Origin of the sequence: Pseudomonas svalbardensis, assembly GCF_030053115.1 — a bacterium.
Classification (GTDB): Bacteria; Pseudomonadota; Gammaproteobacteria; order Pseudomonadales; family Pseudomonadaceae; genus Aquipseudomonas; species Aquipseudomonas svalbardensis.
Genome location: NZ_CP125619.1, coordinates 5300070 through 5315000, shown reverse-complemented (window position 1 = coordinate 5315000; position 14931 = coordinate 5300070). Strand labels below are relative to the sequence as shown.

12 protein-coding genes and 2 rRNA genes (1 of these 14 cut by a window edge) are annotated in these 14931 nt (G+C 58.3%); 8 read left to right on the top strand and 6 right to left on the bottom strand.

The window, feature by feature from the left end; translation table 11 throughout:
* The 5 genes from QFX16_RS24520 to QFX16_RS24500 all read left to right on the top strand — a co-directional run.
* Nucleotides 1-1540, top strand: a 23S ribosomal RNA gene (locus tag QFX16_RS24520) (it extends 1352 nt beyond the left edge of the window).
* 154 nt (nucleotides 1541-1694) lie between these two features.
* Nucleotides 1695-1810, top strand: a 5S ribosomal RNA gene (rrf, locus tag QFX16_RS24515).
* A 149-nt stretch (nucleotides 1811-1959) separates the two neighbouring features.
* A complete protein-coding gene (locus tag QFX16_RS24510; protein WP_283181676.1) occupies nucleotides 1960-2619 on the top strand; it encodes a paraquat-inducible protein A in 660 nt (219 codons plus the stop codon).
* Nucleotides 2606-3229 (top strand): paraquat-inducible protein A, encoded by a 624-nt coding sequence (locus QFX16_RS24505; protein ID WP_283181675.1) that lies wholly within the window; start codon nucleotides 2606-2608, stop codon nucleotides 3227-3229. The genes QFX16_RS24510 and QFX16_RS24505 overlap by 14 nt, the downstream gene beginning before the upstream one ends.
* Nucleotides 3222-5525, top strand: coding sequence for a PqiB family protein (locus QFX16_RS24500; RefSeq protein ID WP_283181674.1), 2304 nt, complete (start codon nucleotides 3222-3224; stop codon nucleotides 5523-5525). Before QFX16_RS24505 ends, QFX16_RS24500 begins: the two co-directional genes overlap by 8 nt.
* A 75-nt stretch (nucleotides 5526-5600) precedes the next feature.
* Here the strand turns inward: QFX16_RS24500 and mksF are convergent, their stop codons facing one another.
* From mksF to mksB, 3 genes are read right to left on the bottom strand one after another with little or no spacing between them, the layout of a single operon-like run.
* The gene (mksF, locus tag QFX16_RS24495; protein WP_283181673.1) at nucleotides 5601-8441 is read right to left on the bottom strand and encodes an Mks condensin complex protein MksF; all 2841 of its coding nucleotides are present in this window, start codon (nucleotides 8439-8441) and stop codon (nucleotides 5601-5603) included.
* Nucleotides 8438-9139 (bottom strand): Mks condensin complex protein MksE, encoded by a 702-nt coding sequence (mksE, locus tag QFX16_RS24490; protein WP_008145537.1) that lies wholly within the window; start codon nucleotides 9137-9139, stop codon nucleotides 8438-8440. The genes mksF and mksE overlap by 4 nt, the downstream gene beginning before the upstream one ends.
* Entirely contained in the window at nucleotides 9129-10406 is a 1278-nt protein-coding gene (gene mksB / locus QFX16_RS24485) for an Mks condensin complex protein MksB (protein WP_283181672.1), read from the bottom strand. The genes mksE and mksB overlap by 11 nt, the downstream gene beginning before the upstream one ends.
* A gap of 206 nt (nucleotides 10407-10612) precedes the next feature.
* On the opposite strand from mksB, the gene QFX16_RS24480 reads away from it, so the two are divergent.
* Nucleotides 10613-11353 carry an energy transducer TonB gene (locus QFX16_RS24480; protein ID WP_283184630.1) on the top strand — a complete coding sequence of 247 codons (741 nt, stop codon included), beginning with the start codon at nucleotides 10613-10615 and terminating at the stop codon, nucleotides 11351-11353.
* The gene (gene rimI / locus QFX16_RS24475; protein ID WP_123365613.1) at nucleotides 11346-11798 is read left to right on the top strand and encodes a ribosomal protein S18-alanine N-acetyltransferase; all 453 of its coding nucleotides are present in this window, start codon (nucleotides 11346-11348) and stop codon (nucleotides 11796-11798) included. Before QFX16_RS24480 ends, rimI begins: the two co-directional genes overlap by 8 nt.
* A gap of 43 nt (nucleotides 11799-11841) precedes the next feature.
* On the opposite strand, the gene QFX16_RS24470 is transcribed toward rimI, so the two are convergent.
* Nucleotides 11842-12246, bottom strand: a complete 405-nt coding sequence (locus QFX16_RS24470; RefSeq protein WP_283181671.1) for a serine kinase/phosphatase — start codon at nucleotides 12244-12246, stop codon at nucleotides 11842-11844.
* Between the two features lie 152 nt (nucleotides 12247-12398).
* Here QFX16_RS24470 and can point away from each other — a divergent pair, with 152 nt between their 5' ends.
* A complete protein-coding gene (gene can / locus QFX16_RS24465; protein ID WP_008145531.1) occupies nucleotides 12399-13043 on the top strand; it encodes a carbonate dehydratase in 645 nt (214 codons plus the stop codon).
* 6 nt (nucleotides 13044-13049) lie between these two features.
* On the opposite strand, the gene QFX16_RS24460 is transcribed toward can, so the two are convergent.
* Nucleotides 13050-13574: an SET domain-containing protein-lysine N-methyltransferase gene (locus QFX16_RS24460; RefSeq protein WP_283181670.1), complete on the bottom strand. Its 525-nt coding sequence runs from the start codon at nucleotides 13572-13574 to the stop codon at nucleotides 13050-13052.
* Between the two features lie 144 nt (nucleotides 13575-13718).
* The gene (locus QFX16_RS24455; RefSeq protein ID WP_283181669.1) at nucleotides 13719-14891 is read right to left on the bottom strand and encodes a hypothetical protein; all 1173 of its coding nucleotides are present in this window, start codon (nucleotides 14889-14891) and stop codon (nucleotides 13719-13721) included.
* Between the last annotated feature and the right edge of the window lie 40 nt (nucleotides 14892-14931).

The window sequence follows — 14931 nt, the reverse complement described above, 5'->3', positions numbered from 1 at the left end:
AAAAGCGTAGTCGATGGAAAACAGGTTAATATTCCTGTACTTCTGGTTATTGCGATGGAGGGACGGAGAAGGCTAGGCCAGCTTGGCGTTGGTTGTCCAAGTTTAAGGTGGTAGGCTGGAATCTTAGGTAAATCCGGGATTCTAAGGCCGAGAGCTGATGACGAGTTACCCTTTGGGTGACGAAGTGGTTGATGCCATGCTTCCAAGAAAAGCTTCTAAGCTTCAGGTAACCAGGAACCGTACCCCAAACCGACACAGGTGGTTGGGTAGAGAATACCAAGGCGCTTGAGAGAACTCGGGTGAAGGAACTAGGCAAAATGGCACCGTAACTTCGGGAGAAGGTGCGCCGGTGAGGGTGAAGCATTTACTGCGTAAGCCCATGCCGGTCGAAGATACCAGGCCGCTGCGACTGTTTATTAAAAACACAGCACTCTGCAAACACGAAAGTGGACGTATAGGGTGTGACGCCTGCCCGGTGCCGGAAGGTTAATTGATGGGGTTAGCTAACGCGAAGCTCTTGATCGAAGCCCCGGTAAACGGCGGCCGTAACTATAACGGTCCTAAGGTAGCGAAATTCCTTGTCGGGTAAGTTCCGACCTGCACGAATGGCGTAACGATGGCGGCGCTGTCTCCACCCGAGACTCAGTGAAATTGAAATCGCTGTGAAGATGCAGTGTATCCGCGGCTAGACGGAAAGACCCCGTGAACCTTTACTATAGCTTTGCACTGGACTTTGAATTTGCTTGTGTAGGATAGGTGGGAGGCTTTGAAGCGTGGACGCCAGTTCGCGTGGAGCCAACCTTGAAATACCACCCTGGCAACTTTGAGGTTCTAACTCAGGTCCGTTATCCGGATCGAGGACAGTGTATGGTGGGTAGTTTGACTGGGGCGGTCTCCTCCTAAAGAGTAACGGAGGAGTACGAAGGTGCGCTCAGACCGGTCGGAAATCGGTCGTAGAGTATAAAGGCAAAAGCGCGCTTGACTGCGAGACAGACACGTCGAGCAGGTACGAAAGTAGGTCTTAGTGATCCGGTGGTTCTGTATGGAAGGGCCATCGCTCAACGGATAAAAGGTACTCCGGGGATAACAGGCTGATACCGCCCAAGAGTTCATATCGACGGCGGTGTTTGGCACCTCGATGTCGGCTCATCACATCCTGGGGCTGAAGCCGGTCCCAAGGGTATGGCTGTTCGCCATTTAAAGTGGTACGCGAGCTGGGTTTAGAACGTCGTGAGACAGTTCGGTCCCTATCTGCCGTGGACGTTTGAGATTTGAGAGGGGCTGCTCCTAGTACGAGAGGACCGGAGTGGACGAACCTCTGGTGTTCCGGTTGTCACGCCAGTGGCATTGCCGGGTAGCTATGTTCGGAATAGATAACCGCTGAAAGCATCTAAGCGGGAAACTAGCCTCAAGATGAGATCTCACTGGGACCTTGAGTCCCCTGAAGGGCCGTCGAAGACTACGACGTTGATAGGTTGGGTGTGTAAGCGCTGTGAGGCGTTGAGCTAACCAATACTAATTGCCCGTGAGGCTTGACCATATAACACCCAAGCAATTTGCTGACCTGAAGAGGCACCAGATTGCGGTGTGTGAAGACGACACAAGTCGAAAATTCGCAACGCAACACACAAATCTATCACCTGCCCATTCGCTGGAGCGTGATCCGCAAGGAGAACGACCTGGCTACCGAATTTCTTGACGACCATAGAGCATTGGAACCACCTGATCCCATCCCGAACTCAGCAGTGAAACGATGCATCGCCGATGGTAGTGTGGGGTTTCCCCATGTGAGAGTAGGTCATCGTCAAGATTAAATTCCGAAACCCCTATCTGCGTATGCAGGTAGGGGTTTTGTTTTGTCTGCAGGAAAGTGGCTTTCAGTTAAAGCACAAATTTGCACAGTTATTTTCGATCCATGACACTAGAATAGGTCCAACTTTTTCGGAGCCAGAGCCTTTTATGCCAGATCCGGTTGACGCCCCAGGGCTGTCAGAATTACCGCTGGACGACTTGGTAGCGTGTCATGAGTGCGACTTGCTGATGCGCAAGCCCAAGCTCGCCCATGGCGAGAAAGCCCTCTGTCCGCGCTGCGGTTACGAGCTCTACGCCCATCGGCATAACGTCGTACAGCGTAGTCTCGCCTTGGTTCTCGCCGCTCTGTTGTTGTATATCCCGGCGAACTTTTTACCCATCATGCAGCTCCATCTACTCGGGCAGTCATCGCATGACACTGTCTGGACCGGCGTTGTTGGCCTGTTCGATACTGGAATGCAGGGCGTAGCAGTCGTGGTGTTTCTCTGCAGTATGGGAATCCCGCTGCTCAAGCTGCTTTGCCAATTAGTTGTACTGCTGAGTATTCGTTTTGATATCGGACGCAGTTACGGCCTGTTGCTCTACCGCATTTATCACCATTTACGCGATTGGGGGATGCTCGAGGTTTACCTCATGGGCGTACTGGTGGCGATCGTCAAACTGGCAGATATGGCAGCAATTACCGTCGGTCTTGGCCTGGCGTGCTTTATCGGTTTGTTATTAGTTCAGGTCTGGTTGGAGGTTGTGATGTCGCCTCATCAGATCTGGCAGGCTTTATCAGGAGAGGATGCCCATGCGGGCGATTGATGCAGGCATTCTTATTTGCACCGAATGCCATGAATTGAACAAGCAGGAAGCCGATACCAACAAGCAGGTCTGCACCCGTTGCGGTGCGCTGGTTCACGCCCGTCGTCCGAACAGTGTGACGCGCACTTGGGCGCTGCTGGTGACCGCCGCGGTTCTCTACATCCCGGCCAACCTGCTGCCGATCATGACCGTCAGTTCACTGGGGCAGGGCGATCCCAGCACCATCATGTCCGGTGTGATCCAACTGGTTCAGCACGGCATGATTCCCATCGCCGCCGTGGTTTTTATCGCCAGTATTTTGGTACCAACGTTCAAATTGGTGGGCATTGCACTGCTTCTGTTTTCCGTACAGCGCCGCCAGCCACTGTCGGCTCGTCAACGCATTTGGATGTACCGCTTTATCGAGTTCATTGGCCGCTGGTCAATGCTCGATATCTTTGTGATCGCCATCCTGGTGGCGGTTGTGAATTTCGGACGGCTTGCCAGCGTCGAAGCCAATCTTGGCGCCATCGCTTTCGCCAGTGTGGTGATTCTGACGATGCTTGCCGCAGTAACTTTCGATCCCCGACTGATTTGGGATAACACGGAGTCGGACGACGACCATGACTGATTTGCCTACAGCGAAAACCCGACCGGCCTCGAACTGGTCAGCTATTTGGGTGTTGCCCCTGATCGCCCTGATCATCGGCGGCTGGCTCGGCTGGCGTGCCTACAACGAGACCGGCATCGAGATTCAGGTGCGTTTCGAAAGTGGTGAAGGCATTCAGGCCAACAAGACCGAAGTCGTCTACAAAGGCATGTCGGTGGGTAAGGTGAAGACCCTCAAACTTGATGACGAAGGCAGCTCTAAAGGCGTGATCGCCACCGTCGAAATGAACAAGGATGTGGAGCAATACCTGCGGACCAGCACCCGTTTCTGGCTGGTCAAGCCGAGCGTGACCCTGGCCGGCATCACTGGCCTGGAGACGCTGGTCTCGGGTAACTACGTCGCGATAAGCCCGGGCGAGGGGGAGTCGACTCGAAAGTTCAAAGCCCTGGCTGAAGAGCCGCCGCTGTCGGACGCTCAGCCGGGTTTGCACCTGACCATCAAGGCTGATCGCCTCGGCTCGTTGAACCGCGGCAGTCCGGTGTTCTACAAGCAGATCAAGGTTGGCCAGGTCAAAAGCTACTTGCTCTCCGAAGACCAGAGCACGGTTGAACTCAAAGTGTTCATCGAACCCACCTATGCCAAACTGGTGCGCAAACACACGCGTTTCTGGAACGCCAGCGGCATCAGCATCGACGCCAGCCTGTCGGGCGTGAAAGTGCGTAGCGAGTCCCTGGCCAGCATCGTCGCCGGCGGTATCGCGTTCGCCACGCCGGAGAACCGCAAGGACAGTCCGCCCACCGACCCAAGCCTGCCGTTCCGTCTCTACGAGGATTTCGATGCGGCCGCTGCCGGGATTCGGGTCAAGGTCAAACTCAGCGATTTCGAAGGCCTGCAGGCCGGTCGCACACCGGTGATGTACAAAGGTATCCAGGTCGGCAATCTGAAAGCGCTGAAGGTCGATCCGGATCTGTCCGGCGCAACCGCCGAGTTGACCCTCGATCCATTAGCCGAAGATTACCTGGTCGAAGGCACTCAGTTCTGGGTGGTCAAACCGTCGATCTCGCTGGCGGGGATCACCGGCCTGGAAGCCCTGGTCAAAGGTAACTACATCGCCGTGCGTCCTGGCGACAAAGGCGCAGCGCCGCAACGCGAATTCGTGGCACGACCCAAGGCGCCGCCGCTGGATCTGCGTTCTCCGGGTTTGCACCTGGTGCTGTTCACCGAGAATCTGGGTTCACTGGAAGTCGGCAGTCCGATTCTCTACAAACAGGTCAAGGTCGGTTCGGTCCAGAGCTATCAGTTCTCTCGCACCAAAAAACAGCTGGTGATCGGTGTACACATCGAGAAGGAATACGAAGGTTTGGTCAATGCCTCGACACGCTTCTGGAATGCCAGCGGCATTACGCTGACGGGTGGGCTGACCGGTGGAATCCAAGTCAAAAGTGAGTCGCTGCAAAGCCTGATGGCTGGCGGTATCGCCTTCGAAACCCCGCAAGCGAAAGCGCCGTTGCAGAAACGTATTCCACGTTTCCGTCTGTTCGCCAGCCATGACGAGGCCAACCAGAAAGGCACTGTGGTCACGATCAAGGTTGATCGCGCCGATGGCTTACGCAACGGCACACCTGTGAGATTCAAAGGCCTGGATGTCGGCAAGATTGAAGACGTCGACCTCAGTGATGACCTGCAATCGGTGATGCTCACCGCACGAATCACAGAAGTGCCGGAGCGTATCGCTCAGGTTGGCAGTCAGTTCTGGGTAGTCAAACCTGAGCTGGGTCTGATCAAGACGTCCAACCTCGAAACGCTGGTCACTGGCCAATACATCGAAGTGCAACCGGCAGCGAAAAACCTCGGCCCGCAGAAGAACTTCGTCGCCCTGACCAATCCGCCGGAAACCGCTAAACAAGAAGCTGGTTTGAGTCTGGTGTTGAGTGCTGCCCGCCGTGGTTCGCTGAAAACCGGTGTGCCGGTCACCTATCGCGAAATCACCGTGGGCAAAGTGACGGGCTATGAACTCGGCCAGACCGCCGATCGAGTGTTGGTGCACATCCTGATCGAGCCGAAGTACGCGCCGTTGGTGCGCAGCGGCACGCGTTTCTGGAACTCCAGTGGTTTCGGCTTTGATTACGGCTTGTTCAAAGGCGCGACGATGCGAACCGAATCGCTGGAGACTCTGATTCAGGGCGGCATCGCTTTCGCCACGCCGGACGGTGAGCGTATGGGCAGTCCGGCGCGACCCGAACAGACGTTCCCGCTGTTCGACAAGTTCGAAGACGAATGGCTGACTTGGGCGCCGAAGATTTCGATCGGCAAGTAAGCCTAAACAGCAGACATGAAAAAGGCCGCGATCCATTAGATCGCGGCCTTTTTTATTGCCTTCGATTAACGCAAATCAGACGGCATCCAGCTCAGGCTCGTCCGCTTCAACATTAACGGCAGCCTTCACTTCATCGTGACGACGGATGTACTTCCAGTCCGCCTCGTCGATGTAGATACCGTTCGGGCCGCTGCCACCTTCCAGGTCGATGGCGACACTGGCGCAGACCTGCGGCTTCACACTCGCCAGGATCGGCACGAAGCCAAGCTGCAAGCTGGTTTCCAGCAGCGCTGCCTGGTTCTTCTCGTCAATGTCCGCCGCCTCGTCGAGGTAGTACGGCAGGCGCACGCGACCAGCCTGATCGCGGTCCATCAAGTGCAGCAACAAGTACATGTTGGTTAGCGCCTTGATGGTCATGGTCGTGCCGTTGGAGGCGGCGCCATCGATGTCGGTATGAATCACCGGCGATCCGTTGACCTTGGTGATCTCGAACGCCAGCTCGAACAAGTCCTTGAGGCCGAGTTGGTTGTGGTTCGCCGCCACCAGCCGCGCCAGGTATTCCTTGGCTTCTTCGTTCTTGTTGTCCTGATCAGCGCTTTGGCTCAGGTCGAAAACCGAAAGGGTTTCGCCTTCTTCGTACTGGCCGGCGCTGTGGATGATCTGGTCGATGTGCTTGAGCGCTTCCTTGTTCGGCGCCAGTACGATGCGGAAACTCTGCAGGTTGGAGACCTGACGCTTGTTGATCTCGCGGTTGAACAGCGCCAGTTGATGCTCGAGGCTGTCGTAGTCGCTGCGGATGTTGCGCAGGGTCCGGGCGATGTCGGTCACCGCTGCACGGCGAGCCTTGCCCAACGTCAGCGCTTCGTCGGTGCGGTGCGCGTACGCGTTGATCAGCAGTTGCAGGCGACGCTCCATATCGTCTTCGCTGTCGAACTTGGCCACGCCCTTGAGGCGGACCTGAGCGTACAGCGCTTCGATCTGGCCATCGCTGCGCATCAAACCCTGCCAGCTGTCCTGATAGTCATTGAGCAGCGGCAGCAGGTTGTCCATGGAATCGTCGATCGGGTCCATGAACGGCGTACCGAACGGCAGGTCTGCCGGCAACAGCTGACGGCGGCGCAGGGCGTCGTCGAGGGTGCGTTGTTTGGCTTCCATGTCGCCGATCTGCCGGCCGACCAGTTGCAGCTTGGCCGACAGTTGCTGGACGCGTTCGGTGAAGGCGTCGCTGGAACGCTTCAACTCGTCCTGAGCGGCTTCCATTTGCGCCAGTTGTTCCAGCTTGTCGCTTTCCTCTGCACTCAGGGTTTGTGCGCGGCGGAAATCTTCCAACGCTTTCTGCGCATCCAGCACTTGCTGGTACAGCGCTTCGGTCTGGGTTTTGCTCGCAGCGCGGTCAGCGGCCACGGCAGCTTGAGTTTTCAGTTGCTTGAGTTCTTTATCCAGACGCTCTTTCTGATCGCGCAACGCCGCGCGGTCAGCCAGGGCTTGCAGCGCTGGAGGCTCGATATGCGAGATGTCGATGGACAGCCCCGGCACTTCGAAACGCTCGCCTTTGAAGCCATCGAGGATCAGCTCCATGGACTTAACCCACTGACCCTCCTCATCCAGCGTAATGCCGTATTCGCCCAGCGGCAGGCTGAACAGCGCGCTGTTGAACAGACGCATCAGGCGCTCGACATCCTGTTGCGAGAATTCCTCGCGCAAACGGGCGTAGCTGTTGTTGTCGGCGTGATCGAGTTGCTGTTTCACCGACTTCAGGCGTTTTTCTAGATCCCGCAGACGCTCTTCCAAATCTTCGGCGCTGAACTGCCGCGACTGGGCCAACGCACCGGCCAACTCATCGTGTGCGTCCTTGGCCGCGAGCAGTTGCTGCTCCAGCACTTTGACGTCATCAACCAACGCGAAGCGATTTTTGAGCGCGGACAGTTCGCCGAGCCAGCGCTGGATGCCGGTGATTTCCCGCTCCAGACGCATTAGCTCCTGAGTGCCGCCGCGCTGATCGTTTTGCAGCGCGTCTTGCTCGTTGCGGTAGTGCTCGGCCTGAATCGTCAGCTCTTCCTTGCGCGCACTGGCGTAATCCGACCAGGTCCCGAGCAGGGAATCGAGCAGCGGCGAGATCCGGTGCAATTTGCCGCGCAGGATGTTGCGCTGGGTCACGCCTGCCGCAAGGGCTTCGACCAATGGGCCAGCAGTGACCAGCGAGTTGTAGTCCTGCTCCATGCGTCGTACATCGCGGAACGCTTCTTCGCACGCGGCGATGTAATCAACGCTACCGGAACGCAGGCTGTGTTCGAACGCATCGAGAAACAGCTGCTTGAGCTTGGCCGCGGTGATTTCGCGCATGTGCAGCAGGTTGATGAACAGTGCGCGGAAGGTCTTCAGGCTCTGCTCGCTGGTGGAGCGCAGCGGGATTAGCGTCAGGTCCAGCGGGATCGAGGTGTGACCGCCCACCAGCAATCGACGCAGTTCATCCGGCTTGAGCTCGTAGGCTTTCAGTCCTTCGCGCTCAAGGTTGGTGAACAATTCTTTCTGGCGCAGGCAGGTGTCGTTTTTCTGGTAATGCGCCAGATCCAGTTTGCCGGCGTAGGCAAAGAACTGGTGACCGAAACCACCGCCCGGGCCGCGACCGACCACGCCAATGACGTGAGGACCGTGGGGCAGGGACACTTCGACCAGGATGTAGCTGGTGTCCGACGCGAAGTAGAAGCGTCGGGATTGTTCCAGGCTGTATTTGCCGAAACTCATGTCCGACATGCGCGCCAGGATCGGGAACTGCAAGGCGTTGATCGAGGCGGATTTGCCGAGGTTGTTCGCGCCGTAAACCGACAACGGTTCTTCCAGCGGGAACAGGCCGAGGCTGTAACCGGCGGTGTTCAAAAGGGCAAAGCGGCGAATGCCGTAGCGTTCCTTGCTCATGCGTCGGTCTCCTGTTCTTCGGCAATGGCGCGGGCCATGGCGTCTTCTTCGCTTTCTTCAGCGAAGTCGCTCAGATCGAGCGGGTCATCGGTTTCCAAAAGTTTTTCGTCGCTGTCGTCATCGATCAGCACTGGCACCGGCAATGGCAAAACACTGTGCAGACTGGCAGCCAGGTCGCGATCCTGCTGGACCGACAGGCAGACATCGAGGAAGCGGTGCATCGGCGGCAGGAAACGGTAGATGCCGTTTTCTTCGCCGGCGAAACCGAGCTGAGTCATGCGGCGCATGATTTTTTCTTCGAGCTCTTCAACCGTCTGCACTTCGGCCTGGATAAACAGGTCGCGGTATTTCTCCAGCAGCGATGGCAACTCGTCGCGGCCGAGGCTGCCACCGTCGAGCACGGCGACCGGGTCACGGCCCTGATCGGCCAGGTGCTCGACAAGAATGAAGGTGAACAGCGCCAGACGTTGCGCGGTCTTGTTCACTGCTGCGGCGGCGAGGTCAGGCACGAAGTAGTAGAAACCACGGGTGTCGCAGACCAGTTCAAAGCCCAAGGCCTTGAACAGCGTGCGGTACTGGTCCTGGAAGTTCGACAGTTGCGCGTACAGCTCAGGGTCGCGGCGGCTGACGTGGTAGCCCTTGAACAGCTCGCGAAAAATCGGCGCCAGCTGGGACAGTTCGTTTAGATCAAGATGCATGTGGGGTGCTCGCAGAATCCTCGGCGGCGGTGTCGCGGGCCGAGAGCAGGGCGAAGGAGCGCAGGCTGACCTGATGCTCATGAGTGTGGTAATCGCGGCGTTCCAGACGCTCGCGTTTGAACCGTTTCTCGCGCGACAGACGCGAGAACCAGTAGAGCAATTCGTCGGTAGCGCCGTCCGGCTCCTGCTCCAGCAGCCAGGTCATCAGGTCCGGCATCGGCAGGGCGTCTTCGCAGCGTTCGAGCATTTCCCGAACCGTGCGTGGCGCGCGCGGTGCTTCGCCTTTCTGCGTCTTGTGGGCTTTGGGGAATCGAGCCGGTTTCGGCTCGAAACGGGCCAGGGCATACACGTAGGCTTCAACCTGACTGGCGCTGCCGAGGAAGGTGCTTTGCGGGCGGGTGAACATCGGCATCGCCGCTTGTGGCACCGCATCGATGCCTTTGCGACGAATGGCCGACAAGGCCAGCGCCGCGCCACGGGTCACGGCGTTGTGCCGACGGGCTTCTTCACGCAGCGGCAGCAGCAGTTCGCGGGCATGACGCAGGGTCAGCTGGGCGCTGGTCTGCATCTCGAGGATGCGCGCGTGGGTGCGCAGCAGCATGTCGTCATCGACCAGGTGGCCGAGGCGCTGCTGTTCGGTGAGCATCTTCAGCAGCACGTTCTCGACCTTGCGCACGCCTTGTTCGAAGGCGCCGTCGGCGTTCACCAACTGAATCATCGGCTCGACGTATTCGTCCCAGGTCGCCAGTACTTCAGCGTAACGCTGGCGCAGGGGAATCTGCCGGTCGCTGGTCTTGGCCCGCTCGGCGACGGCCACCAGGGCCTGTTCGTCGTTGGCGAGTTTTTTCAATACATCCCGTACGCGCATGTCGAGCAGGCGCAACTGGCGCGCCAGGTCGTGGCCGTCGCGGATGTCGAAGGCGTCCTGGATATAACCGGCCAGGCGCTCGAGATGGCGCAGATAGGCTTCGATCTCCAGGCACAGGCCCAGACGGTGCTCACGGCGCAGGTAAGCGAGGAAGTCGTGGATCTGCGCATTGAGCTCGAAACGGTTCGGGCTTTTCGCCACGGGAACCAGAATGTCGAGGCGGATCCACACGTCCAGCAGGCTGGTGATGTCCTGCGGCGTACTGTCGAGTTGCTGGGCGGCCAACTGTGAACGCAGTTCGTTTAGGCTCAAGGTGCCTTGGTCGAAGTGCTCGCACAGTGGCTCCAGAAGTGCCCAGTGTTCAGCGAGGGCGCGCAAGACGCGCTTGGGTTCGATCATCGGAATGGCCGGCTGGTTGGCAATTAAAAGCCGCGATTGTACTGCATCGCAGGCGTGTCGATTCACTCTCGGGACGGACAGTTGGCTTTCTATCGATCAAGCGTGGGCGATCTTGAGCGAAGGGCGGTAGAATCACCGCACTTTAGTTATCCACAAGTGGCCGACCTTTGCTTATCGAGTCCCGTCGTCGCGCTTATTTGACCGCCATGCAGGTGGTCAACTGGCTGCCGCGCACCGAATTGCCCTTTGCTGCGCCATCGCGCCCTGAACTGCTGGAGATGCCCGAGCCGGTGGTCGTCGCCCCGGTGACGCCGGCTCCTGTGGCTGAGGCGCTTGTGGAACCTGTGGCCAAACCGGCTGAACGGGTGAAAATCGAGGTGCCACGGCCATCGTTGGCCAGCACGCGCACGAACGCCAAGGTCGAAGAAGAGGCGACTCCAGTCGCGGTCAAGGCTCCGGTCGTGCCGCCGCCGCGTTTCGCCCTGCAATTGCTGCGGGCTGGGCGCTGCCTGCTGTTGGTCGAGTTACCCACAGGCGAATCGTTCCAGACCCGCGACCCCGCCTATCTGTTGCTCAAGGACATGCTGCGTGCCGCCGGTCTGCCGGACAGCCCGCAAATCGTCGGTGAGCCGGTGCGCTGGCCGTTGCTGGTTCGGGGCACCATGGATCAAGGCCCGGAAGCGGCTCGCGACTTCGTTCAAGGTTTTCTGTCGGCCCGGCTGGAAGACGCTCCGTGCGTCTGCGTGTGGCTGATTGGCCTGCCGGCGGTGCGTTTCGCCGGTGAAGCAAACGCCGAATCCTTCAACCGTGAACTCCAGGTCGATGGCCTGGGCTCGGTCTGGGCCCTGCCGGGTCTGGAATTATTAATGGAAGAGCCACAGCGTAAGGCTGATGTCTGGCAAGCCATGCGTCGGCTGATGGCGCGCTGGAAAGAATCGAATGAGTGACGCTGTATCGTTCCGCCCGATGATCGAGGCGGACCTGGACGCTGTACTGAAAATCGAATACGCGGCTTACAGCCATCCCTGGACTCGCGGGATTTTTCTCGATGGGCTGGGTAAATATCAGATATGGCTGATGTTTGAAGGCCAGCAGCAGGTCGGCCACGGGGTGGTGCAGATCATCCTTGATGAAGCGCATCTGCTGAACATCACCGTCAAACCGGAGAACCAGGGCCGCGGCCTGGGCTTGACGTTGCTGGAGCATTTGATGTCCCGGGCGTATGACGCCAAGGCGCGGGAGTGTTTCCTTGAGGTGCGCGACAGCAACCGTGGTGCGTTTAAGTTGTATGAGCGTTATGGGTTTAACGAGATTGGCCGTCGACGCGATTACTACCCGGCAGTTGGCGGGCGTGAAGATGCCGTTGTGATGGCCTGCACCCTCGTCGATTGAGTTACAGCTATTGTGGCGAGGGAGCAAGCTCCCTCGCCACAGATCAACGATTACCGTCCATCGGATCCCGTCGCGCCAGTTCCTCTTCATCCAGCCCATTGCCCCCTCCGATGTCGTCTTCATCGACAATGCTCAAATCCCAATCGGCCTGGCCGCCTTCACCCGCTTCGTGGGCGTCCCGTGCGCCGTCTTCATGGATCAGGGTTTCCGGGCTCATGTCGTCGTCGGTGGACTCATGGTCATCGGTCGAGGCCCCGGTTATGCCGGCTTCACGTACGCGTTCCCGAGGCATCAGGCGTTCACGCTCAGTTTGCGTCAGCTCGTCGCCGATTTTGGCGCTGGGTTCTTCCTCGTCGAAATCCAGCTCATGCATCGAGCCCATGCGGTCTTCGTTGTCATCGATGGGCTCGGGTTGCACCGCATCGTACGGACGTCGTGATTCAGTCATGGCAATTCCTCATACTGTAGGCCTTACTAGGGTGGACCCCCCGGGCTGCTGAGAATTCCTCCGGCATGGAAAACCGGATATCTGCATCTGTCGCGTGACCCCGACAGATGGTTGTCTGTCATAGAAGCGCATCATTCTCGAGGTTTCATTGCATGAACGAATTACAAGATCTGATTGATAACAACGAGCGCTGGGCTGACGCGATCACCAAAGAAGATCCTGATTTCTTCGCCAAGCTGGCCCGTCAGCAAACCCCGGAATACCTGTGGATCGGTTGCTCCGACGCCCGGGTGCCGGCGAACGAGATCGTCGGCATGCTGCCCGGCGATCTGTTTGTACACCGCAACGTGGCCAACGTGGTGCTGCACACCGACCTCAACTGCCTGTCGGTGATTCAGTACGCGGTCGACGTGCTGAAGGTCAAACACATCCTCGTTACCGGTCACTATGGCTGCGGCGGCGTGCGCGCCTCAATGCAGGACCGTCAGCTGGGCCTGATCGACGGCTGGCTGCGCTCGATTCGCGATCTCTATTATGAAAAACGCGAAGAACTCGCCAAATTGCCCACTGAAGAAGAGCGGGTCGACCGCCTCTGCGAATACAACGTGATCCAGCAAGTGGCCAACGTCGGGCACACCAGCATTGTGCAAAACGCCTGGCACCGCGGGCAGAGCCTGTCTGTTCACGGCTGCATCTATGGCATCAAGGACGGTCGCTGGAAAAGCTTGAACGCCACCATCAGCGGTTTCGAGCAATTGCCGCCGCAATACCGTCTGCGTCCGGTCGAGGCGTTGTAACGACCTTCAGCATAGACTTCGCCGACGCCAGTGCTGCAGAAACAACTGGCCGTCGGCGTTCGGCGATTCATCGTAGCCGGTGATCCAGCCACGGCAGTCGAACGAGCCGCACTGGCAGGCGAACTGACGCAAGAGTTTGTCTTCGGTGGTGGCGTAGTCCATCGTCAGTCGGTCGCCTTTTTTGATGTCCTTTAGCGCCCATAGCCACAGCTCGCTCATGTCGAGAAATACGTTTGGGTCGCAGGAGTGTCGCAGCAGCCCGCAGAAGCGCGGGTCGTAGACATGGATGCCGCGGGCCAGTTGCCGGGTATGCCGACACCGATAAGGCAGCAGATGCCCCGAAGCCCGACAAATTCGGCTGATGCGTGGAAAGTCCCGAAGTGCTGCGACGGCTGCCGCCGATCCGTTGGTGTTGTCGATAATCTCGAAGTCGGCTCTGGAGGGGAATCCAAGGCGAACGGGCAACTCCGTAAATGGATAAATCCCATCGGGTGATTGCGCAAGCGTCCCGTGCGGGGTCTGGGTTTTCATAACAGTCCTTGTCGGCTGGGTGCTGCGACCTCCATCAGCTGACGATCCTGTCAGCTCTGCAACACATGGGTACGACTCAAGCCTCTCGCAAATGAAACGGCGGGTCTACTGTCAGTTATGACAGTAGACCCGCCGTTCATCGTTTTACAGAGGCGGGACAGGGATCGCAGTCGCGGGTACCGGGGCTTTCAGCTGTTTGAGCTGAGATTTGATCGGTGCCGTCGCGCACTTGGCCACGGCTTTTTCGGGCGTCAGGTTGCGGATCGAGGTATAGAACAGCTCGCAGGTTTTTTCTGACTGGGCCACTTGCCAGGTTTGGGTGCAACTTCTCAGTTCAATGTCGGGATTACTGTCCGGTTGGCGGCCCATGGCGGCCTGCCAGCACGCGGCACTCAAATCCTGACCCATGACTTTAAGGCCAGCGGCATCGGCCTTGGCCTGGGCATCGCTGCCGGTATAGCTTTCCGGGTCGGCGGCGTACCAAATGTAGCTTGGGTGGTTGGAACCCAGCACTGGCACTTTCACCCCGTCGCTCGGACTGATGCTGACCAGGCTCAGCACGTTCACGGTCGGCCCGTATTGCTGCTTGATCCAGTTACGCACCGGCGCGCCGAAGGCGACCATCGGCAACGCCGCACCACTGGCGTTCTGGCTGAGTTGCTTGACCATCGTGGTCTGGTAGTCCTTGAAGTAGTCGTAGACGCCTTCCAGATCCTTGCCGGCATTGGACGGTGCGGCAATCGGTGCGATGTCGATGATGGTCTGGTAGCCCGGAGTCTGGTCGGCCGGGATTCCGTTGACAGTCAGCAGTGTGGCCCAGCGATCGGTGGTGGCGGATCGCAGGTAATCCTGAGCCTGGGTCAACGAATAGTCGGGTGGGAAGTGCAACAGTTCAACGCTTTTGCGGTTTTCCAGAGCCATGCCCAGTGGCAGGTACAGATACCAGCTGTAAGCCCACTTGCCATCGGCATTCAGCTTGCTGGCGCCGGTATAGGCCAGATCACCGGCATCGAGTAACGCCACCAACGGTTTTTCATAGCCACGGGGTACGCCGCTGATTTCGGCGTAGAGCTGATCGTTATCGGTTTTGACCAGCACTTTCGCCGCGCTGTAACCATCGCGCTGCACGCTTTGGGTCAGGTAATGCTCGACCGTTTGCTCCAGTGTCCAGTTGCGAAAGCAGATCACATTGCAGTTGTTGGGATAGGCGAACAGGCGGGTGACACGTTCGGTACTGCCCAGCTTCAGGTCGACATCGGCATGGGCGGCGGCACTCAGGGTGAGGGCCGCGAGAGTGAGTCCTGCGAATTTGAACATGCTCAGATCCTTTTCAGCGTGGTCCCGTTGATTGGGGTAC